The organism is Caballeronia sp. LZ024, assembly GCF_031451455.1.
In the GTDB taxonomy this organism is placed as follows: domain Bacteria; phylum Pseudomonadota; class Gammaproteobacteria; order Burkholderiales; family Burkholderiaceae; genus Caballeronia; species Caballeronia telluris.
Genome location: NZ_JARUXL010000004.1, coordinates 1,164,336 through 1,183,909, shown reverse-complemented (window position 1 = coordinate 1,183,909; position 19,574 = coordinate 1,164,336). Strand labels below are relative to the sequence as shown.

The window sequence follows — 19,574 nt, the reverse complement described above, 5'->3', positions numbered from 1 at the left end:
TTGAACCCCGCGCCTCGTCACGCATCCACTTCGAGCGCGGGCTGGCCGAGCGCGTCCGGGCGCGCTTCGAGCCGGATCGCCTTTGCGAGCAGCGGCACGAGCACGAGCCCCAGCACCGCCGCCGCGACCACCACGGTGAAGCCGGAGGCGCTTCTGCCCGACGCCGTCTCGGCCATGCCGAAGACATACGGACCCACGAAGCCGCCGATCAGCCCGATGGTATTAATGAACGCCAGCCCCGCCGCGGCCTGGATGCCTTGCAGCCGCTTCATCGCGATGGCCCAGTAGGAAGGCAGCACGCCGCCGCCGAAGAAGGCGGTAGCCACGAAGAGCGCGATCTGCACGACCGGACTCGTCGACGCAATGAACGCCAGGCCGCTCGCAACCAGCCCGGCCGTCAGCACGCCGAGGTACAGGCAGTCGCCCTTCATGCGGCGATGGATGCGCGGAAGGATCAGCACGCCCAGCAAAAAGCCGATGCCGACACTGCTCGACAGCAGCCCGACGACGATCGGCGTTTTTACCTGCATCTGCTGGATCATGGCCGGCGTGAAGAACACGAGCCCGACGAACGCCACCTGGTTCAGAAAGTAGATGAGGCCGATGAGGATGGTGCTCGGACGCTTGAGCGCCGCGACCCAGTTCGCGGACGAGAGGTCGGCGTGACCGTGCGTGTCGATGACCGCGTGCGTTTCGAGCGAGTGCGCTTCGGCTGGAGTGAGCCAGCGGGCGTCGCGCGGCCGCTCGGGCAGCTTGAAATAAAGCAGCACGCCGACGACGATCGTCGGCAGGCCTTCCAGCAGGAACATCCACTGCCAGCCGTGCAGACCGCCCATGCCGTCGAGCTGCATCAGCGCGCCGCCCAGCGGATTGCCGATCACGAGCGCGGTGGCCGGCGCGGTGTAAATCCACCCGACGGCCACCGGACGGTCCTTCGGCGCGAACCAGAGCGTGACCATGTACATCAGCGCGGGAAACAGACCCGCTTCGGCGATGCCGAGCAGCACGCGGATCGCGTAGAACGAATACTCGCCTTTCACGAACATCATCGCGGCGGAGAGCGCGCCCCACGTCACCGCGATACGCGCGATCCAGCGGCGCGGCCCAACCCGGTGCGCGGCGAGATTGCTCGGCACCTCGAGCAGCGCATAGCCGAGGAAGAAGATGCCCGCGCCGAGCCCGTAGGCAGCGGCGCTGATGCCCAGATCGGCCGCGAGTTGCGCCTTGGCGAGCGCGACGTTGGTCCGGTCGAGATACGACATGAAATAGATGGCGCACATCAGCGGGATGAGCTTCTGCATCGCCTTGAGCGTGGCGATCCGATGCGTGTCGTCCGTGCCGTGTCCGGTGGAATGCGTAGTCATGGTGTCTCCTGCAAGGAATCTGCTTGTATGCAGCTTGTTTGTATTGCGCAGCGGATGTCAGAGCGAGGTCTTGCCCGCACCCTTCAAGCCGAGCATCTGGCGGGCGTCGGCGGGCGTCGCGATCTCGAACGAGAGTTCTTCGAGGATCCGCCGGATCTTGCGGACCTGTTCCGCGTTGGTCTTCGCCTTCACGCCCTTCTCGAGGTACACGCTGTCCTCCAGCCCGACGCGCACGTTGCCGCCGAGAATCGCGCCCATCGTCACGAGCGACATCTGGTGGCGGCCCGCGCCGAGAATCGAGAAATGGTAATTCTCGCGACCGAAAAGCCGGTCGGCGGTCGAGCGCATGAGCGCCACGTTTTCCGGATCCGGGCCGAGGCCGCCGAGAATCCCGAACACGGACTGGATGAAGAACGGCCCCTTGATCAATCCCTGATCGACGAAATGCGCCAGGTTGTACAGATGCCCGACGTCATAGCATTCGAACTCGAAGCGCGTGCCATAGTCCTGAAACTCCGTGAGGATGTTGCGGATGTCCCGGAAGGTGTTGCGGAAGATCATGTCCTCCATGCCTTCGACGTAGCCCTTTTCCCAGTCGAAGCGCCACGTTTCGATCTTCGCCGCCACCGGATGCAGGGAAAAATTCATCGATCCCATGTTGAGCGAACACATCTCGGGCCGCGCGATACGCGGATAGGCGAGCCGCTCGTCGAGCGTCATGCGCGTACTGCCGCCCGTCGTGATGTTGATGACGGCGTCGGTCGCCTGCGCGATCGCGGGCACGAACTCGCGGTAGACGTCGGGGCTCGGCGTCGGCCGGCCGTCGCGCGGATCGCGCGCATGCAGGTGAAGGATCGCGGCGCCGGCTTCGGCCGCTTCGATCGCCTGTGAGCGGATGTCCTCGGGCGTGATCGGCAGATAGTCGGACATCGACGGAACATGCGCGGAACCCGTCACGGCGCAGGAAATGATGACCTTGCGGCTGGTAGTGCTCATGGCTGAATGCTGTCTCCGGTGTTTTCTGTGAGCGGTAAGCGGCGTGCGGACCGCTCCCTTGTGATACCGATGGTAGTGGGATAGCATGGCGCCGGTAAGGTCATTTCCGGACAGATGGGTAGCTGTCGGGGACATTCTCGGAGGCAGGCCGTGTCGTCGAAATATCCGCTGCTCAATGAGCGCATTTACGCGCCCTACAAGATCGCAGCGCTGGTGGAAGTGCTGGCGGAGCAAGGCATCGCGCCGGAGGACAGCCTGAAAGGCAGCGGCGTGAAGGCCGAGGAGATCTACGACGCAGCCACGCTCACCTCGGTGCGCCAGTACGCGGCCGTGTGCAAGAACGCCATCCTGTTGTCCACCGATCCGGCCACGCCGTTCGAAGTGGGCTCGCGGCTGCACCTGTCCGCTTACGGCATGTACGGCTACGCGCTGATGTCGTGCCTGTCGCTGCGCGATTACTTCAGGCTCGGCGTGAAATACCACCAGCTCGCGACGCCCACGGTCACGATCGCCTGGACCGAATATCCCGACAGAGGCGTCTGGACCTTTCCCGATGCGTTCATCTCCAGTCCGTCGCGCGAACTGCGCGAGTTCGTGATCGAACAGCAATTCACGCAGCACGTCACGCATCTTCAGGATGTCGCCGGCCGAAGCTGCCCGCCCGTGAAGGCCCGCTTTTCGTATCCCGCTCCGGCCCACGCCGATCTCTATCCGAAGTATCTCGGCTGCCCGTGCGAGTTCGATCAAGACCAATGCGAACTGATCTACGACAGCGCGATCCTCGACCAGAAGCCGCAGCTCGCGCATCTGCATTCGGCGGCGCTGCTCCAGGAAACCTGTGACCGTCTGATCGGGCAGGCGAAGACGTCGGTGGGCGCGTCCGGCGAGGTCTATCAGGTGCTGATGCGCGAACCCGGTGTCTTCCCGAGCATGGAAGTGGTCGCGCAAGTCCTGAAGATGACGAGCCGCACGCTGCGGCGCCGTCTGGAGGTGGAGGGAACGTCCTTCGTCGCGATCGTCGACGACGTGCGCTGCTCGCTCGCGACGGAATATCTGAAGACGACCAAGATGAGCACCGACGATATCGCGATGCTGCTCGGCTTCAGCGATGCCGCGAACTTCCGGCGGGCGCTCAAACGCTGGACGGGGAAAGGACCGGGGGAACTGCGTCACTGATTCGCCGGGCCGTTTCGAAGCAGAATTTAACAATGACGCCGGGCTTGCCGACCGTATTGATATGCCATGTTTAATATCTCTCCGTCACGCCTATACGCTCCGCAAACATGATCCGAAAGCTCCGCAGGCAAGCGATCGCCTTCTGCTTCGTCGCGCTGACGCCCTGGGCGGCCGCGCAGGCGCAAAACGCGTCGCCGGGTGCCGGCCGTCACCTGGATATCGAAGCAAAGCTGCCGCTGACTGACATCGGCAAGCACTACGCCGTGCCGGTCGGCTTCAATGGCGAAACGCGCCTGTTCATGCTCGATACCGGTTCCGACAAAACGCTGCGCTCCGCCGAGGCGGCCGACGCGCTGCAATTGCCGCGCAATATCGCGCACACCGAGCAAGTGAACGGTCTCGGCGAGAGCGCGGAGCACGACTATCCGCGCATCGTCGATTCGCTGAAGCTCGGGCCGGTGGAATGGACCCGTCTCGTCACGCCGACAGCAAAAATGAGCTTTACCGCGCAAGACACGAAGGCGTCCGTGATCGGCATCCTCGGGAACGACGTCCTGTCGCGCTTCGACGTCGAACTGGACTTCCCGGCGAAGACGATGACGCTCTATTCCGCCCGCAACTGTCGCGGCCGCTTCGCGCCGTGGAGCGGCGACTACCAGGCGTAATCGGCGGAATACACGCCGCGTCATCGTTTCATCCTGACGCTCGGGCTCGATCGTCACCGGATGCGGGCGCTGCTCGATACCGGAGCGCAATCCACGGTCGTGTCGCGAAAGGCGGCACTCGACGCCGGCGCCGACATCAACGCGAACGATCCCGCAAGCTCGGGCCAGGGCATCAGCGGTAAGCCATTGGACGTTCGCGTTCACCGGTTCAGGGAGATGACGGTGGGCGACCGTGCATTCGAAAATGCACGTGTCGGCGTGATCGACACGCCCATGTCGACCGACATGCTGCTCGGCATGGACTTCCTGCGGTGGCGCCGCGTCTGGCCGTCTTATTCGACGGGATGGGTCTTCATGCAGTTGGGCTCGGGCCGCGGCGAGTTCGGCGTGGTGGCGGCAAGGCCCGAACCGTCGCCGGCCGTGTCGCTCTACATGCCGGGCCAACTGGCCGCTATCAGCAAGCAGGACGCCGTGTCGGACGCGCTACCGGCCGATCGCCTGCGCGTGTTTTCAACTCACTCGCACATCACGTATCAGGTGATGCCGCGCGTGGTCGAAGTGCCGCGCCTGTCGCCCGAGGCGCACGCGCCCGCATCCTTCGTGCCGATCCATTAGCCGCCGCGTTCAGAGCGCGTCGCTGCTTTCGCGCGCGAGCGGCAGCCGGCTCATCGCGAGCATCACGGCGGCGAGCACGACGACGCCCGTCAGGATGCCCGACAGGCGCATGAGCGCCGGCAGCGGATTGGCCGACCAGCGATGGTCCTGCACGAACACCATGATGAACGCGATGGTGAACTGCCGCCCGACATAGCTCGCGCCCTCCTTCCCGGTCTGCACATGGCAACCGGACCACACGCCGGCCGACAGCGCGATCATCGAAAGCCAGGCGTGATCGCCCAGCAGCGGCAAAAGCGCCACGCCGATCAATCCCGCCAGCAGACAGCCCGCGAAGCGCTGGACCATCCGTTCGGCGACGGGTCGTCGCGTGTGACCCGCAAGCGACGCCGCCGGCAGAATGAGCACGGCCATCGCGGTGACCATCGCCTGCGCGAAACCGGGCAGCTTCAGGATGTAGATGAGCGCTGCCAGGATCGCGATCGATACCGCGCCCTGCCACGCGAGCAGCTTGCGCGCGGCGCGAATCGACTTCGGCGACGGCTGTGCGACCGTCGCGGCGAGCGCCTCGACGGCGGCCAGCGGGCGATATCGACGATACTGCCGCTCGCCCGCGTGGAAGACGCCCGACACCGCCACGCAGGCCAGCGTCCCCACGAAGACCTCAGACACGCGCAGCGTCGCGAACGAGGCGGTCGCCGCGAAGGTGGGAAGCGTGTGCGCCTCGAAGATCACCATCAGCGCGGTGGCGCCGCCGAGCACCCACGCGTAGCTGAATTCCGACGCCAGCGCCCGGTACACGGCGACGCCTCCGATCGCGCCCATCGCCGGCACGAAGAGCCACGGCAGACCGCCGAGCGCGGGACCGGCCAATGCGCCGAGCAGCCCGCCGAGCACCGTGCCGAGCATCCGATGCAGCCCGCGTCGCGCGGACGCGGCGAAGCTCGTCTGCATGACGGCGAAGCCGCTGATCGCCGCCCACCAGGTGTTCGACAGGTCGAACGCCCGCGCGAGCGCCACCGCGAGGGCGACCGACGCCATCGCCTGCGCGGCGAAGCCCGCGCGCTCGGACGAAGGCTTCCATGCGGCGAGTTCGCGACCGAGCGCCGTCGCGGCGTCGCGGGTGATGCGGATGAGCGTCGCGAACGGCGAAGGGCGCGGGTCGGGCGGGCGAGCGTTCATGGTCAGCGTGCGTCGATCGACTGTCACCGAAGGATGGAAAACGCAAACTCTGCGCGCGGGATGCGTTGCGGCCTTACATCATCGTCAGCGCCGCCACCGCGACGTACCGCCCCGTCTTCGCGATTGCGACGATCAAGAGGAACGACGGCAGCGGCTCGCGCAGCACGCCCGCGATCATCGTGAGCGGGTCGCCGATGACGGGCGTCCATGACAGCAGCAGCGTCCAGCGACCGTATCGACGATACCAGCGTTCCGCGCGATCGAGCGCGGCCGGCTTGATCGGAAACCATCGGCGGTCGCGGAACCGCTCGATCGAGCGCCCGAGTACCCAGTTGATCGTCGAGCCCGCGATGTTGCCGACGCTCGCCACCACGACCAGCAGCCACGCCGGATGTCCGCCGTGCAGCAGCAAGCCGACGAGCAGCGCTTCGGACTGGAGCGGGAAAATCGTCGCGGCGACGAGCGCGACGACGAAAAGCCCGCCGTATATCGACAGATCGGTCATGAGGCATGGCGGCGTTCGCGGAACATGCACGATACACGCGTTCGCGGCGTCGTTCGGGGTTAACTCCAATCAGCTGGATATGAAAGACATCGCCATTGGCGTCGCCAACGTTTGCGTAAAAGATCGATTAGTTTCGGTAAAGAAATTCTTACCGGACTGCGTTTGTTATCCAATGAAATTGCATGCTGGACTTACTCCGCTGCGATATGGCGGTGCTATTCTTGACGCACAGTTCCTGGTATCGCACGCCGTACGCAAATTCCAACAAGCCTAATTGATTAGGAGTCACGCGATGTTGCGAAGGGTGGTCGATCGGGTAAGACAATTCCGGCACAGCGAAGGATTCAAGCATTCCGTCGCCACGCCGATCCGGTTCTCGCTGCATGCGCGGCAGCGATTGAACCGCAGCGTATTCGCCATCGAGATCAGGGAAAACTCCGGCTTCTTTTCCGTGATGCAAATGGTCCTGTTCATTCTCATGCATTGCGAAGAGAAGCGGCTGACACCGCGCATCTCGGCGCGCGGCGGCCTTTACGGCGATCCGGAAGGCAAGATCGACTGGTTCTCTGCACTGTTCGAAACCGTGCGGCCGTTGCCCGGCGCGCCCTCGCCGCGCAAGGTGCGCACTTCCACCGTGCGCGATCTGGTTCAACTGGGTTTTCGCCAGCGTTATGAGGCGGGACTTCGCCTGCACAGCGCGAGCGCACTATTCCGGTCGTATTATCGGCCGGCGGCGCCTGTTCGCGATGAAGTCGAATCGATATGTAAAAGACTCGACATCGGCAAATCGACTTTGGGCGTGCATTTCAGAGGCACCGATAAAAAGATCGAGGCGATGACGGTGCCGTGGGGCGATTTTTGCCGCCTGGTCGAACAGACGCTCGCGCTCAATCCGCAATTGACGAACATATTCGTTTCAAGCGACGAACAGCCGTTCATCGATTTCTTTTGCGCGTGGCCGTTCAGCCGCCCCATTAAGATCGCACCCGCGAAACTGCTTTCGGACGGCGACAGGCCGATTCATTTCAGCGGTTATCCAGGACTCGAAATCGGACGCGAAGCGCTGGTATCGAGCCTGCTGCTTTCGAATTGCGGTTATCTCGTGAAAATGCCGTCGTATTTATCGGCGTGGTCGAAGATATTCAATCCCGATTTGCCCGTCACATTGGCCGCGCCGCCGAGGCCGGAAGCGTTCTGGTTTCCCGACAGCCAGATCTGGGCCGGGCAGGACGTCGGCGGCAAGGCGGCCTGAAGCGCGCTAGACGAAACCGAACAACTGCGCGGGCGTGTTCGCCAGCACGGCGTGCCGCTCGTGCACGTCCGGAATGAGCGTGTGCAGGACGCGCAACGCGTCGTCGAAGCGCTCCGCCCGCTCGAACTGCGTGTGCGGCCAGTCGCTGCCCCACACGAGACGGTCCATCCCGAACGCGGCTTTCAGCGCGTCGGTTGCAGCCCGCGCCAACGCGAGCCCGCCGATCCGGTAGACGCCGGACACCTTCACCCACACGCGCCCCGTGCGCCCGAGCGCGAGCAGATCGCGAAAACCCGGATCGCCGACGCCCAGCGACGGCTCCGGCCGCCCGAAATGATCGACGACGATGCGCACGTCGTAATTCAGGAGTGGCCGCGCGATGCCCGCGAGCCGCGCCGCCTCGACATGCAACTCGACATGCCATCCGAGCCGCGCGATCTGCGCGAGCGCCGCGCGCCATGCCGGATCGTCGAAATGCGGATCGGGCGCTTGCAGGAGATTCAGCCGGATGCCGACGACGCCCGCGCGATCCATCGCCTCGAAAATCGCGGGCTCACACGACGGGTCAATCACGGCGACCCCGCGCAAACGCCCGGGCGCGCACGCCAGCGCGTCCAGCAGATAGCGGCAGTCGGTGCCGAGGAAGCTCGGCTGCACAAGCACGCCGTGCGAAATGCCGTGGGCGTCGAGTGTCGCGAGATAGTCCGCGAGCGTCGCGTCGTAATCCGGCGCGTAGCGGCGCCGCGCCGCGAGCGGCAGCCCGCGCTCGAAGACGTGCGCGTGAGCATCGATGGCGGTGATCGCCGCGTCGTGTTGCTGCTGGTTCGCCATGTTGCGTCGGCCCCGCTTCAGCGCCGATGCGCGCGCGGCAGCGGCACGATCGTCTCGGGTTCCGGCAGGTCGTCGGCGAGCATCCTGCCGCGCGTTTCCGGCAGCATCAGCACGGCCACGACGACGATCGAATACGCGATCGCCGCATCGATGCCGATCGCCATGCCGAGCGACATGTTCGCGGACATATGCCCGACCAGCACCGGAAAGCCCGCCGAGACGACGCGCCCGAAGTTGTAGCAGAAGCCCACGCCGGTCCCGCGCGTGCCGCGCGGATAAAGTTCCGAGAAGAGCGCGCCCATACTCGCCGGAATGCCGGCCGCGAAGAAGCCGAGCGGAAAGCCGAGCACGAGCATCGCGACATTGCCGAGCGGCAGAAACAGATAGACGACGACCGTCGCCACGCAGCAGATCGAGAAGAGCAGGATCGTCGCGCGCCGGCCGATGCGGTCGAGCAGTTGCGCGCTCACGAGACACCCGCAAAAGAACGCGACGATGATCACCGCGAGATAGCCGCCGGTGCCGAGCACGGAGAGATGGCGCTCGGTCTTGAGGAACGTGGGCAGCCACGTCATCAGCGCGTAATAGCCGCCGTGCGCGCCGACACCCAGCAATCCGCCAACGAGCGTCATGCGCAGCACCTGCGGCGAAAAGATGCCGAAGAGCGGCATGCCCTTGGCGTGCACGTCGCGGCGCGCCACCGGTTCTTCGACGCCGCGCCGCACATAGAGGATCAGCAGCGCCGGCAGGATGCCGATGCCGAACATGACGCGCCACGCGGTGTCGGCGGGGACGAGCGAGAACATGAGCGCATAGAGCAGCACGGCCGCCGCCCAGCCGACCGCCCACGCGCTCTGCACCGTGCCCATCGCCTTGCCGCGATGCTCGGGGCGAATCGTTTCGGCCATCAGCACGGCGCCGGCAGCCCACTCGCCGCCGAAGCCGAACCCTTGCAGGCTCTTGAGCACGAGAAACATCGGATAGGTCTGCGCGAACGCGCAAAGGAACGTGAAGACCGAGAAGAACGCGACGGTCCACTGCAACGTCTTCACGCGGCCGATGCGGTCCGCGAGCATGCCCGCGACCCATCCGCCGATCGCCGATGCCACCAGCGTCGCGCCGCCGACCAGGCCCGCCTGCGTGCGGCTGATCGACCATTCCGCGATGATCGCCGGGATCACGAGGCTAAACATCTGCACGTCGAGCGAGTCGAGCGCCCAGCCGCCGAAGCACGCCCAGAACGTGCGCTTTTCGTTGCCGGATATTTCCCTGAACCATCGGAACATCGTTGACTCCTGGCTGCGCCCGCGCTGGATCAGCGGATCTCGGCGGTGTAGATGAATTCGCTCGCCGGACCGCGCGAGCGTCGCCATTCCAGCGGCTGGCGATCGTAGCCATAGGCAAGACGCTCGATGACGACCGTCGGCGTGCCCGGCTCGATGCGCAGCAGGCGCGCATGCAACGGCCCGATCGACTCGACGGTCAGCGTCTCCGTCGCCGATGCGATGACCTGGTTGCACTGCGCCTCGTAGACCGGATAGAGCAGGTCGCCGATGTCGTCGATCGGCAACTGCGCGAAGGCCGCGAAGCGCTCGAACGGCAGCCAGATTTCCTCGGCGAGCATCGGCACGTCGTCGATCAGGCGCAGCCGCGACAGGCGGATCACGCGTGCCTTCGGCGCGATCTGCAGCGCCGCCGCGACGGCCGACGGCGCCTCGGTGATTTCGCGCCGCAGGATCCGGCTCTCGGGGATGCGCCGCTCGCCTTGCTTCGTCTGAAAGCGGAAGAAGCGGAAGAGGGAACTGTCGAAGCTCGCGCGCCGCACGAAGGTGCCGCGGCCCTGAAAGCGCTCGAGCATGCCTTCGTTCACCAGCAGATCGACCGCCTTGCGCACCGTGCCGACGGCGACGTCATAGCTTTTAGCGAGCGCCTGTTCGGTCGGAATGGCTTCGCCCGGACGCCAATGGCGCGCGGCGACCTGCGCGACGAGTTCGTCGCGCAGGCGCTGGTAGCGGGGGAGTCGGTTGTCGGCTTGCATGACGGTCTGCGTCGTGAATTCATGTATATGTTTGCATGTGTTGGTCGTCGATGTCACCTTAAGACAAACCCTAAAAAGCTTTCTCGCCGGGTAATCACTGATTGTCGGCCCGTCAAATTCCACCAAACATATATATGAATTTCACGGAGACACCGTATGACCACGACGACTTCCCCCAGCGAACAGCAGGTCGTGACCAAGACCGCATGGCGATTGATGCCCTTGTTGATCGTCATGTTTTTGATCGCGTTCATCGACCGGCAGAACGTCGGTTTCGCCAAGCTGCAAATGGTGCACGACCTCGGCATGACCGAGGCGTCGTACGGACTGGGCGCCTCGCTCTTCTTCATCGGTTATCTGCTGTTCGAGGTGCCGAGCACGCTCGCGCTGCATCGTTTCGGCGCGCGGCTGTGGCTCGCGCGGATCATGCTGACATGGGGCGTCATCACGGTCCTGATGGCCTTCACGCATTCGATGGGCCTCTTCTACGTCTTTCGCTTCGCGCTCGGCGTGGCCGAAGCGGGCTTTTATCCGGGCGTGATCTTTTATCTGACGCTGTGGTTTCCGCAGAGCCATCGCACGCGCATGCTCGGGTTCTTCACGCTCGGCAGCGCGCTTGCCAACATGCTCGGCTCGCTCGCGGGCGGGCTGCTGCTCTCACTCGACGGCAACTTCGGCCTCGCCGGCTGGCAATGGGTGTTCGTCGCGACGGGCGCGCCGGCGATCCTGATCGCGGGCGTCGCGTTGCGTTTTCTGCCGAACTCGGTGGACGACGCGCCCTTTCTCTCCGAAGACGAAAAGCGCGTGATGAAGAGCGCGTTGCTGCGCGAGGCGTCACCCGAGGCGACGTCGGCACATCCGTGGCGCGCGCTGATCGATCCGCGCGTGTTGATGTTCGCCGCCGCGTACATGCTGATGTCGACGTCGTTGTACGGCGTGACCTACTGGATGCCGACGCTGCTCAAAAGCGGCGGTGTACCGTCGTCGCTCAATGGCTTGCTGAACATGATTCCGTGGGGGATCGGCGCGCTGCTGCTGCTGTGGCTGCCCGCGAAACTCAAGCGCGAGGGCGTCGTGCTGAAGGCGATGGCGATCGTCGCGGGCGTCGGCGTGGTGGGTTTCGCGCTGAGTCTGGCGTTGCCGACGCTGCCGCTGCGCTTTGCCGCGCTCGTGCTCGGCGGGGCGTGCATTCCGCTCTTGTATCCGTGCTTCTGGTCGCTGCCGCCGCGCTTCTTTTCGGGCGCGCGGGCGGCGGCGAGCGTCGCGGCGATCAATTCGATCGGCAATCTCGGCGGGTTCTTCAGCCAGAATCTGATGCCGTATGTCGGGAAGGTGGCGGGCAACGCAGGCGCGCCGATGGTCGTGCCGATGGTGTGCCTCGCGACGCTCGGAATCGGGATGACGGTGGCGTGGGGGATGTCGCAGCGTCGGGGAATGGTGCGGGCGGCGGCGGGGCGGTGAGGGTTTGGCGTTTGGGGCGTTTGGGCGTGGGTTATCCATTGGCACAGTTTCCGGATTGCGGGCTTGAGGTTTGTGCCTTCGTTTGATGGTCTTCCGTATGTGAACGCGTCTGTGTTTGCAAACGCGGGGAACCAACTTTGGATCATGTCGCGCGGTGGTCGATGGGGGCTATCTCCGCGAAGGCGGAGGAACCGATCGGCTAAGCCTCACACGGTGCGCACTCGGCGGCCCATCTCCGCGCACGCGGAGGAACCTCTCCCACATAACCCCTTGATCCACCAAAGAATTCGCCCTTCCCCACTCCAAATTTTCAAAGAGCCCGCCGCACGGCTCACCAGCCCGCGTCACCCGCCACGACGTCGGGTAATCAACATCCCGTCCGCCTCGACGAGCTCGCGCGGCGGCGTACCCAAATGCATCAGCCCGACGCCGCCGGTCGCATCGAGATCACGCCAGATCATCACGACACTGCCGCGCGGTTCGCGCCCATGCCAATCCGCCAGCACCGACCACGTCCTCTCGCGCACGCCCTTGCTCATGCGCGGCGAAACATACACGCCCGGCGCCACCTCCAGCATGACCGAAGCGATAAATCCGCGGAAACGATCCGCGACGTCACGCGTCACTATCACCACGAGCGCCATCGTCTTCCCCCAGTCGCAACATCAGCTTGATCCTGTCGATCATCGACGGAATCACGCTGCGCTTGCGGAACACGCGCGACGCCTCCCGACGCACGAGCCGGTCGATCGTCTGGTCGCTGCCGGCCGCAGCTTTCACTGCCGCGAAGGCGATGGACAACGTGATGTCATCGCGAAACAGGTCCGCCACATCCAGTACGAAAGCCTGTCCGGAATCCTCGTGGATAAATCCAAGCTGCGGCACCGCCGCGAGCGTTGCACCGCGATGGCGGCCGCAGCCTGCACCGCAGTCGCAGCATGATTGATCGCCTGATTGGTCAGGTCGGTGGCGTCGGGATTGAAGCGATCGTACCTGCGTCCCTCCCACGCGATGCCGAACTCCTGCGCCCTCAGTTTGTAGATCGCCTTGACGCGGGCACCTTCGATGCCGCGCAGCGTATCCAGATCGCGATGCGGCAACACTTCGCCCAGCCGCAGCGCATACATGTGCCGCGCGACGCTGATGCGCCGTCGCGGACTCCCCAAAAGTTCGGCTTGACCGCGCGCCACGTCTGATCGGTCCGGCAGCAGCGGCGGCGCAGTGTAGCTGCGCACGCCATCGGTGCCGACTGCCGCGAGCAAGGTGCCGTGACGCGCGAGCAAACGCAGCGCGTCGTGCGTCACGCTGCTGCCAGGTCCAAGCAGGATCAAAATGCAGACACCCGTCGACCACGCACAACGCTCCGCGCTCGAGCCACACGAGCCCGTGACGGTCGGCGTGAAGAATGCGCGCCGTTTCCAGCCCGAGTCGGCCTTTCAGCACCCGGCTACCTCGAAGCGGACGCCGGTTTGAGCAGCAGCATGCCGAAACCAAACGCCCGATGCCGCCCGACCCCGCGCGCGACGAGATCCGCGAACGCCCGCGGGTCTCCGATTTGCACATCCCCCTCGAACGTCGCATCGGGACCGCAGACGGAGCGCTTCGTGCGTCCTGCCGTCGACTGTTCCGTGACCTGCGTGCGCAGTGTCAACTCGGCGAGCTGAAACGCGGTCATCCGCGCATCGACGACGCGAGCCGCGCCGTGCGCGCCGAATTGCTGCTCGAGCCACTGGCGGTACACAGCTTCGCGGATCACGTTGGTATGCGCGCCCGTCCTGTCCGCCCTTTCGGCCTCGGCGAGAAAAACGTCCCGCTCGCGACCGTCGAGGATGCTGCGTCGAACGGGACGCACGCGCACGCTGAAGCCAAGCGTCTGGCGCTCTCGCCAGTCTTGCGGAAAGGGACGCGCGCTCAGCCCGGTCCGCGCCGGTCCCTCGTCCAGTCCGAGCGCACCGGCGACCCCACAGCGCCGCCTCGGTCTTCCCGCTGCCGGTCTCCGATTCCAGAATCAGCAATGGCCCAAGCTCCGTGTCGCCGAGCGCGCGCCGGACCGGGCGCGGCTCGGACATGCCGAATGCGCTCGCAAACGAAGGCGCTTCGGCTCGAAGCTGTCCGCGAAGCCTGTGCACGTCCAAGCCGATCGCATCCACTGCCTTGCGCGCCATGTCGGGAGCCGTGCTCGGCCGATGCTCGCCTGCCTCGGAATAGGGAAAAAAGCGCTCGTCGGAACCGAGCCAGTCTGCGAGTTGCACGAGCCCCGCAAACAAGTGAACGAATGCCGGCGCATCGGGCAATTGCGCGCCGCCAGGTTCGAACGCCTGGCGGAACACCTCTTGTACCTGCTCACCAATTTGCCGGAGAGTGTGCGCGGGGTCATACGAAGGTCCAGCCGTTGAGGCGCGCACGGGTTGCCAGATACGTGAATCAAGATTGACGGGTTCGGGAAGCGGCCCGCCATGATGGCTGAGGCTCGCTCGCACGAGTGCCCACCCCGCATCCGCGCCCCACTGCGCCGCTATTTCGTCAAACGAAAGATCAGAAAGCACACCGTTTTCAAACGTCAGCAACGCCTCGACACCGTGACCATGCGATGCAGGCCAGCCCGGAGGCACCTCGCCGGCGCTCCAATACTTACCCTGAAAACCCGCGTTCGCTTTGCCAAGATCATGCAGATAGGCGAAGACTGCGAGTCGGTCCAGATCCCGCGGGCTCAATGCGCGACCTGCGGTGGCCCGCAGTGCGCCGTTCACCCGATCACATTCGACGATCCGACGAAAGCACCACGCAACGTCGAGCATGTGGTCGCACAAGGGATGTATCCGAATCCCCCCTTGCGAATCGCGACGCAGTTTGCCCCACGGGTAAAACCTTATCCTTCGTCATACTTATTATTATGCTAGTACCAGACCGGTGGCACATTGTCCGCCGCAATGGAACGCCGATGCTCAGGGTTTGCGCGGCTGCTGTCGCGCATGGAGCGACGGCCGGTTCCTCTTCACGTTGAGTCAGTCTAATTCCTATGGAAGCCAGGGACAGGTTAGACAACGCATGTAGTTAACCACGATCAACATTTTCGTTTCGATTCCTAATTTATTTGCGCCATCAATTCTTACCAATTCGTTCATGCCCTGTGCAATCACAGCGAGAGGGAGGCCGAGTATCTCGTCGATAAAAACAACCCTGCAGATTGAGTTCGGACGATTCCAAAGACTCCAGATGTCCGATGGCTCAGCAAGGACGCTTCTGATCGGTCCAGCAAGGAATGACTACACGGACCTGCAAATAAGCTCGCGAAAGCGGCTTGCCGTAAGGCAAGTGATCAATAGCCGAACAACCTCCGCGGCGTCTCCCACCACACACGCCGCCGCTCCCCCGCATCGGGAACGATCTGCGCGAACACTTCAACCAGCGGCCCATAATCCAGCCGCGACGTCGCGCGCAGAAACGGCCAGTCCGATCCCCACACGCACGCATCCGGCCCGAACGCGCGCAGCAGTTCCCTCGCGTAAGGCTGCGCGTCTTCGTAGGGATGATCCTGCTTCGAGAACTTCTGCCATCCCGACAGCTTGACCGTCACGCGCCCGCTATCCGCGAGACGCAGCAGCGCCTGAAACCCCGGTTGATTTAAGCCGTGCTCGACTTCCGGCCGCCCGCAATGGTCGATCAAAACCCGCATCCGCGTGCGTTCGATCATCGGCAGCAACGCCACCAACTGATCGCCGACGACCTGAATCTGCGCGAACATGTCGAGGTCGGCGAGCAGGTGGAGCAGCGCGCCGGCATCGTTGAAAACCGACGCGCCTTCCATCGCCGGATTGAACGCGACGCCGACCACACCCGCCGCCTTCAGCGCTTGAAGTTCGCTTCGGCCGATATCGTTATCGACCACCGCGATCCCCTTGAACCGCCCCGCTCCCTGCACGATCGCATCGAGCATGCAGCGGTTGTCCGTGCGATAGCCGCTTGTCGGTCCGACGAGTAGCGCGTGACGCACGCCGTGAGCGTCCATCACGCGCAGGAACTGGCTGGCCGTGCCGATCTCCTGGCCCGAAGGCCGGTAGACCGTGTCGTCACAATAGGGAAAGCGCGCCGGATCGAAGATATGGTTGTGGCAATCGATCTTGTCTTCTTCGCGGATAGCCATGCTCACGCGCCCATCACCTCCGGCGGATGCTTCGCCACGTAGCGCCCCGGCGCGGGCTCGATCGGCTTGAACTTCGCGTTGCCGAGCTTCTTCGGCGCGGCGACCTGCTTGCCGGCATGCGACTGCAACCAGGTGCTCCAGTGCGTCCACCAACTGCCCGGCTGCGACGTCGCCGACGCAAGCCACGCTTCCGGATCGTCGTCGAGCTTGCCGTCGGTCCAGTAGGAGCGCTTGTTCTTCGATGCCGGATTGATCACGCCCGCGATATGCCCGCTTGCGCCGAGCACGAACTGCGTCTCGCCGCCGACAAGTTGCGTCGAACGATAGGCGCCCTTCCACGGCACGATGTGATCCTCCTGCGTGCCGAAGATATAGCTCGGCATGTCGATGCGCGAAAGGTCCACCGGCGTGCCGCACATCGTGAGCCGTCCCGCCTTGCACAAGTTGTTTTCGAGGTACATGTTGCGCAGATACCAGGCGTACATCGGTCCAGGAAGATTGGTGCCGTCGGCGTTCCAGTAGAGCAGGTCGAACGCCTGCGGCGCGCCGCCCTTCAGATAATTGTTCACGACATACGGCCAGATCAGGTCGTTGGCGCGCAGCGTCTGGAACACGAAGCCAAGTTCGCTGCCCGCATAGATGCCGCCCTTTCCGATGCTCTGCTCGCGTTGCGAAACGCCTTGCTCGTCGATGAACACGCCGAGGTCGCCCGGATCGCTGAAATCGAGCATCGTCGTGAGAAGCGTGAGGCTCGCCACGGTGTCGTCGCCGCGCGCACGCAGCACCGCGAGCGCCGACGACAGAATCGTCCCGCCGACACACCAGCCCACCGCGTTCACCTTGTCGGCGCCGCTGACCGCGCGGCCCACTTCGAGTGCCTTGAGCGCGCCCTGCTCGACGTAGTCGTCCCACGTGATATGGCCGAGGCTCGCATCGGGATTGCGCCACGAGACGAGGAACACGGTATTGCCCTGCTCACACGCGAAGCGCACGAACGAGTTCTCCGGCTGCAAATCGAGGATATAGAACTTGTTGATGCACGGCGGCACGATCACGAGCGGCCGCTCGGCGACCTTGTCCGTGAGCGGCGAGTACTGGATCAGCTGGAACAGATCGTTTTCGAAGACGACCGAGCCCTTGGACACCGCCACGTTGCGGCCCACTTCGAAGGCCTTTTCATCGGTGATGGAAATGCGCCCGCGCTTCAAGTCTTCCAGCAGGTTCGCGAAGCCCGCGCGCATGCTTTCGCCATGCGTTTCGAGCGCGGTCTTCATCGCCTCGGGATTGGTGGCGGCGAAGTTAGCGGGGCTCATGGCATCGATGAACTGGCGCGCGTAGAAGCGCAGCTTGTGCTTCTCCTTCGCGCCGACGCCCGACGCCTCGACCATGTCGTTGATGAGCTTCGAATTAAGCAGATAGGTCTGCTTGAGCAGGCTGTACCACGGGTTGTCGCGCCACATGTCGGCGGAAAAGCGGCGGTCGCCGCGCTCGGGCTGCACGGCGGGCTCGGTGGCCTGTCCGGTGGCGCTCGCCATCATGCCCATATAAAGCGCCATCTGCTGCTGCCAGTAATGCGCCTGCGCCTGGGCCAGCGCGAGCGCGGGCATCTTGGGAGCAGCCGCCGGCTGAACGCCGGTTTCTCCGGCTGCGCCCGTATAGGCTTGCAACAGCGTCTGCCCCGATTTGAAGAAACCCCGGACGAACTCGTCCGGCATGTTGAACGGCGCGGTCATGCTTTCTCCTTGGGGTTGCAGAGTCAAAAGGCCTCCTGCGCGCCGCCTCGCGCGACGCGCTTCGCACCGGCGCCGGATCGCCTTCAGCGCGACGCCGGCGTGGGCCCGCGCTATTTGCGCTGCAGCATCTTCTTGATCTCTTCCATGTGCTCGTTGGCGCGCTGCGTGATGCTCGTCATCGCATCGGTCTGCGATTTGCGCGCGATCTCGGCGAGATCCTTGATATCTTCGAGCGCCTTGACACACGCGTTGCGCGCCACTTCGGTGTGTTTGGTCGGATCGGCGCCGGCGGTCGCGGCTGCCTGGATGTCCTGCATCGCGCGGGTCAGCATCTCGGTCTGCTTGCGGGCCACCGCCTGCATCGAGTCATAAGCGGATTTGTTCGCCTCGACGATCGCCTCGATGTCTTTCTTGCGCGACTCCATCAGCGCGGACATGTCGACGCCCGGCACCTTGAACTGTTCGAGCATCTTGGTCAGATCGCCAAAGGGATTCGTTTGCTCAGCCATGACTGTCTCCTGGGTTCTCGCGTGGGCCGCGAGCGATTCGCGTGGGATGATGCATTCGAGCAACACTCATGCCGCTCGCCGGGCGTCGCGGGGCCGCGTCACGAATGCGGTGCCGCGCCAACACTTTACCCCGGCCGCGCGAAGCATGGTCGGCACGGTGCGGCGTTTTTTCCGCTTGCCCGCGGCAATGGCCGCGCACGGTTGTTCAGTAGCTGCTGGGGTCGGCGGTGAGCAGAATGGTCTGTTCGATCGCCATGCGCCTGAGCAATTGCTCGTGATGCGCGAGCATTTCCTTCAGCAGGTCGCCGATGGAAAGCATCCCGATCACCTCGCCGTCCGCCACCACCGGCAGATGCCGGATGCGCTTGCCGGTCATCAGTTCCATGCATTGCGGAACCGTGTGCTCGGGGCTGACGAAATGGACCTCGGCGGACATCACGTCGGCGACCGGCGTCTCTTTCGACGTCTTGCCGGTCAGCACGATCTTGCGCGCGTAGTCGCGCTCGGAGATCACGCCGACGAGCCGCCGCCCGTCCAGCACGACGAGCGCGCCGACATCCTTATCCGCCATCGTCTGCAGGGCGGACAGCACGGACGCGTCCGGTGCCACCGTGTACGCGCCGGGCGGCTTGCCCGCCAGCAGTTCACGAAGCGTCTTGTAGCGCAGCAATTGCTCGGGGCTCGTAACAGTCTGCTTCATGATGCCGGTTCCTCCGGGCGCGCAAACGCCCCGCGTGGCCCGCTCGCGCGCGGGACTGCGCTTATCGTCGAAGGAATGGCGATGCGGGCGGCCATGCATCGACATTAGACCATCGGTGCACGACTTTCCATCCGAGGAAGCCTCATGAACCGGCCGCCGGCGCGCTCTGCAAGCCGTGCAACCACAGCAAGGGAGGATAACCGCCAAAGGGTAGCGACTTTCCGCCAGGTGGTTCAACCGACGTGCGGCCTAAGTCTGTTCTAAGTCTGGCCGGACAAAGTGGAATTTGCGGAGGCGCTGCGTATCAACGACCACGCGCTTCGAAGCCATACACCCACGCGGACGGCCGCGGCCTCGGAATCGTGACCGTCCTCTTCAGCCCGGCGAAAGCCGGGCTTTTTTT

20 protein-coding genes and 1 pseudogene are annotated in these 19,574 nt (G+C 64.4%); 5 read left to right on the top strand and 16 right to left on the bottom strand.

From position 1 onward, the window contains the following. Positions 1-17 precede the first annotated feature (17 nt). Both QCE48_RS27710 and QCE48_RS27705 read right to left on the bottom strand, forming a co-directional pair. Positions 18-1,364 (bottom strand): MFS transporter, encoded by a 1,347-nt coding sequence (locus tag QCE48_RS27710; RefSeq protein ID WP_309781699.1) that lies wholly within the window; start codon positions 1,362-1,364, stop codon positions 18-20. A 57-nt stretch (positions 1,365-1,421) separates the two neighbouring features. Continuing rightward, positions 1,422-2,360 carry a 3-keto-5-aminohexanoate cleavage protein gene (locus QCE48_RS27705; RefSeq protein WP_309781697.1) on the bottom strand — a complete coding sequence of 313 codons (939 nt, stop codon included), beginning with the start codon at positions 2,358-2,360 and terminating at the stop codon, positions 1,422-1,424. A 150-nt stretch (positions 2,361-2,510) separates the two neighbouring features. On the opposite strand from QCE48_RS27705, the gene QCE48_RS27700 reads away from it, so the two are divergent. The 3 genes from QCE48_RS27700 to QCE48_RS27690 all read left to right on the top strand — a co-directional run bounded on the left by QCE48_RS27700 (position 2,511) and on the right by QCE48_RS27690 (position 4,816). Further along, positions 2,511-3,536, top strand: a complete 1,026-nt coding sequence (locus tag QCE48_RS27700) for an AraC family transcriptional regulator (protein ID WP_309781695.1) — start codon at positions 2,511-2,513, stop codon at positions 3,534-3,536. Between the two features lie 107 nt (positions 3,537-3,643). Next, on the top strand, positions 3,644-4,201 hold the full coding sequence (locus QCE48_RS27695) for a retropepsin-like aspartic protease (RefSeq protein WP_309781694.1): 558 nt from the start codon (positions 3,644-3,646) through the stop codon (positions 4,199-4,201). Positions 4,202-4,231: 30 nt separating this feature from the next. After that, positions 4,232-4,816, top strand: coding sequence for a retropepsin-like aspartic protease (locus tag QCE48_RS27690; protein ID WP_309783720.1), 585 nt, complete (start codon positions 4,232-4,234; stop codon positions 4,814-4,816). A 9-nt stretch (positions 4,817-4,825) separates the two neighbouring features. Here QCE48_RS27690 and QCE48_RS27685 read toward each other — a convergent pair whose 3' ends face one another. Beyond that, positions 4,826-5,998 carry an FUSC family protein gene (locus tag QCE48_RS27685; RefSeq protein WP_309781692.1) on the bottom strand — a complete coding sequence of 391 codons (1,173 nt, stop codon included), beginning with the start codon at positions 5,996-5,998 and terminating at the stop codon, positions 4,826-4,828. Positions 5,999-6,071: 73 nt separating this feature from the next. Next, complete coding sequence (locus tag QCE48_RS27680) at positions 6,072-6,503, bottom strand: YqaA family protein (protein ID WP_309781690.1); 432 nt, start codon at positions 6,501-6,503, stop codon at positions 6,072-6,074. A gap of 292 nt (positions 6,504-6,795) precedes the next feature. Here QCE48_RS27680 and QCE48_RS27675 point away from each other — a divergent pair, with 292 nt between their 5' ends. Continuing rightward, entirely contained in the window at positions 6,796-7,755 is a 960-nt protein-coding gene (locus tag QCE48_RS27675) for a hypothetical protein (RefSeq protein ID WP_309781688.1), read from the top strand. A gap of 6 nt (positions 7,756-7,761) precedes the next feature. On the opposite strand, the gene QCE48_RS27670 is transcribed toward QCE48_RS27675, so the two are convergent. Genes QCE48_RS27670 through QCE48_RS27660 form a run of 3 tightly spaced genes read right to left on the bottom strand, consistent with a single transcriptional unit; the run spans position 7,762 to position 10,624 of the window. Further along, positions 7,762-8,586: an amidohydrolase family protein gene (locus QCE48_RS27670; RefSeq protein ID WP_309781686.1), complete on the bottom strand. Its 825-nt coding sequence runs from the start codon at positions 8,584-8,586 to the stop codon at positions 7,762-7,764. 17 nt (positions 8,587-8,603) lie between these two features. Continuing rightward, a complete protein-coding gene (locus QCE48_RS27665; RefSeq protein ID WP_309781685.1) occupies positions 8,604-9,872 on the bottom strand; it encodes an MFS transporter in 1,269 nt (422 codons plus the stop codon). Between the two features lie 29 nt (positions 9,873-9,901). Further along, positions 9,902-10,624 (bottom strand): GntR family transcriptional regulator, encoded by a 723-nt coding sequence (locus tag QCE48_RS27660; RefSeq protein WP_309781683.1) that lies wholly within the window; start codon positions 10,622-10,624, stop codon positions 9,902-9,904. 156 nt (positions 10,625-10,780) lie between these two features. On the opposite strand from QCE48_RS27660, the gene QCE48_RS27655 reads away from it, so the two are divergent. Continuing rightward, a complete protein-coding gene (locus QCE48_RS27655) occupies positions 10,781-12,085 on the top strand; it encodes an MFS transporter (protein ID WP_309781682.1) in 1,305 nt (434 codons plus the stop codon). Between the two features lie 344 nt (positions 12,086-12,429). Here QCE48_RS27655 and cas2e read toward each other — a convergent pair whose 3' ends face one another. The 9 genes and pseudogenes from cas2e to QCE48_RS27615 form a co-directional block, all read right to left on the bottom strand. Next, positions 12,430-12,729, bottom strand: a complete 300-nt coding sequence (gene cas2e, locus QCE48_RS27650) for a type I-E CRISPR-associated endoribonuclease Cas2e (RefSeq protein WP_309781681.1) — start codon at positions 12,727-12,729, stop codon at positions 12,430-12,432. Further along, on the bottom strand, positions 12,701-12,886 hold the full coding sequence (locus QCE48_RS27645) for a hypothetical protein (RefSeq protein WP_309781679.1): 186 nt from the start codon (positions 12,884-12,886) through the stop codon (positions 12,701-12,703). Before QCE48_RS27645 ends, cas2e begins: the two co-directional genes overlap by 29 nt. Then, the gene (locus QCE48_RS27640) at positions 12,862-13,389 is read right to left on the bottom strand and encodes a hypothetical protein (RefSeq protein ID WP_309781677.1); all 528 of its coding nucleotides are present in this window, start codon (positions 13,387-13,389) and stop codon (positions 12,862-12,864) included. The genes QCE48_RS27645 and QCE48_RS27640 overlap by 25 nt, the downstream gene beginning before the upstream one ends. A 143-nt stretch (positions 13,390-13,532) precedes the next feature. Beyond that, positions 13,533-14,000 carry a type I-E CRISPR-associated protein Cas6/Cse3/CasE gene (gene cas6e, locus QCE48_RS27635; RefSeq protein ID WP_309783718.1) on the bottom strand — a complete coding sequence of 156 codons (468 nt, stop codon included), beginning with the start codon at positions 13,998-14,000 and terminating at the stop codon, positions 13,533-13,535. A 307-nt stretch (positions 14,001-14,307) separates the two neighbouring features. Next, positions 14,308-14,934: pseudogene (locus QCE48_RS31980) on the bottom strand (CRISPR-associated endonuclease Cas3''); the annotation flags it as partial. A 470-nt stretch (positions 14,935-15,404) separates the two neighbouring features. Then, positions 15,405-16,229, bottom strand: a complete 825-nt coding sequence (locus QCE48_RS27630; RefSeq protein ID WP_309781675.1) for an amidohydrolase family protein — start codon at positions 16,227-16,229, stop codon at positions 15,405-15,407. A 2-nt stretch (positions 16,230-16,231) separates the two neighbouring features. After that, on the bottom strand, positions 16,232-17,962 hold the full coding sequence (locus tag QCE48_RS27625; protein ID WP_309781673.1) for a class I poly(R)-hydroxyalkanoic acid synthase: 1,731 nt from the start codon (positions 17,960-17,962) through the stop codon (positions 16,232-16,234). A gap of 110 nt (positions 17,963-18,072) precedes the next feature. Further along, the gene (gene phaP, locus QCE48_RS27620; protein WP_087628302.1) at positions 18,073-18,471 is read right to left on the bottom strand and encodes a TIGR01841 family phasin; all 399 of its coding nucleotides are present in this window, start codon (positions 18,469-18,471) and stop codon (positions 18,073-18,075) included. A gap of 205 nt (positions 18,472-18,676) precedes the next feature. Further along, positions 18,677-19,171, bottom strand: a complete 495-nt coding sequence (locus tag QCE48_RS27615) for a CBS domain-containing protein (RefSeq protein ID WP_309781669.1) — start codon at positions 19,169-19,171, stop codon at positions 18,677-18,679. Positions 19,172-19,574 lie beyond the last annotated feature (403 nt).

Coding starts and splice junctions, on each gene's coding strand:
- QCE48_RS27615 (WP_309781669.1), bottom strand. CDS start 19,171: ATGAAGCAGACTGTTACGAGCCCCGAGCAATTGCTGCGCTACAAGACG.
- QCE48_RS27695 (WP_309781694.1), top strand. CDS start 3,644: ATGATCCGAAAGCTCCGCAGGCAAGCGATCGCCTTCTGCTTCGTCGCG.
- cas2e (WP_309781681.1), bottom strand. CDS start 12,729: ATGGCGCTCGTGGTGATAGTGACGCGTGACGTCGCGGATCGTTTCCGC.
- QCE48_RS27685 (WP_309781692.1), bottom strand. CDS start 5,998: ATGAACGCTCGCCCGCCCGACCCGCGCCCTTCGCCGTTCGCGACGCTC.
- QCE48_RS27680 (WP_309781690.1), bottom strand. CDS start 6,503: ATGACCGATCTGTCGATATACGGCGGGCTTTTCGTCGTCGCGCTCGTC.
- QCE48_RS27630 (WP_309781675.1), bottom strand. CDS start 16,229: ATGGCTATCCGCGAAGAAGACAAGATCGATTGCCACAACCATATCTTC.
- phaP (WP_087628302.1), bottom strand. CDS start 18,471: ATGGCTGAGCAAACGAATCCCTTTGGCGATCTGACCAAGATGCTCGAA.
- QCE48_RS27670 (WP_309781686.1), bottom strand. CDS start 8,586: ATGGCGAACCAGCAGCAACACGACGCGGCGATCACCGCCATCGATGCT.
- QCE48_RS27655 (WP_309781682.1), top strand. CDS start 10,781: ATGACCACGACGACTTCCCCCAGCGAACAGCAGGTCGTGACCAAGACC.
- QCE48_RS27710 (WP_309781699.1), bottom strand. CDS start 1,364: ATGACTACGCATTCCACCGGACACGGCACGGACGACACGCATCGGATC.
- QCE48_RS27625 (WP_309781673.1), bottom strand. CDS start 17,962: ATGACCGCGCCGTTCAACATGCCGGACGAGTTCGTCCGGGGTTTCTTC.
- QCE48_RS27675 (WP_309781688.1), top strand. CDS start 6,796: ATGTTGCGAAGGGTGGTCGATCGGGTAAGACAATTCCGGCACAGCGAA.
- QCE48_RS27665 (WP_309781685.1), bottom strand. CDS start 9,872: ATGTTCCGATGGTTCAGGGAAATATCCGGCAACGAAAAGCGCACGTTC.
- QCE48_RS27705 (WP_309781697.1), bottom strand. CDS start 2,360: ATGAGCACTACCAGCCGCAAGGTCATCATTTCCTGCGCCGTGACGGGT.
- QCE48_RS27660 (WP_309781683.1), bottom strand. CDS start 10,624: ATGCAAGCCGACAACCGACTCCCCCGCTACCAGCGCCTGCGCGACGAA.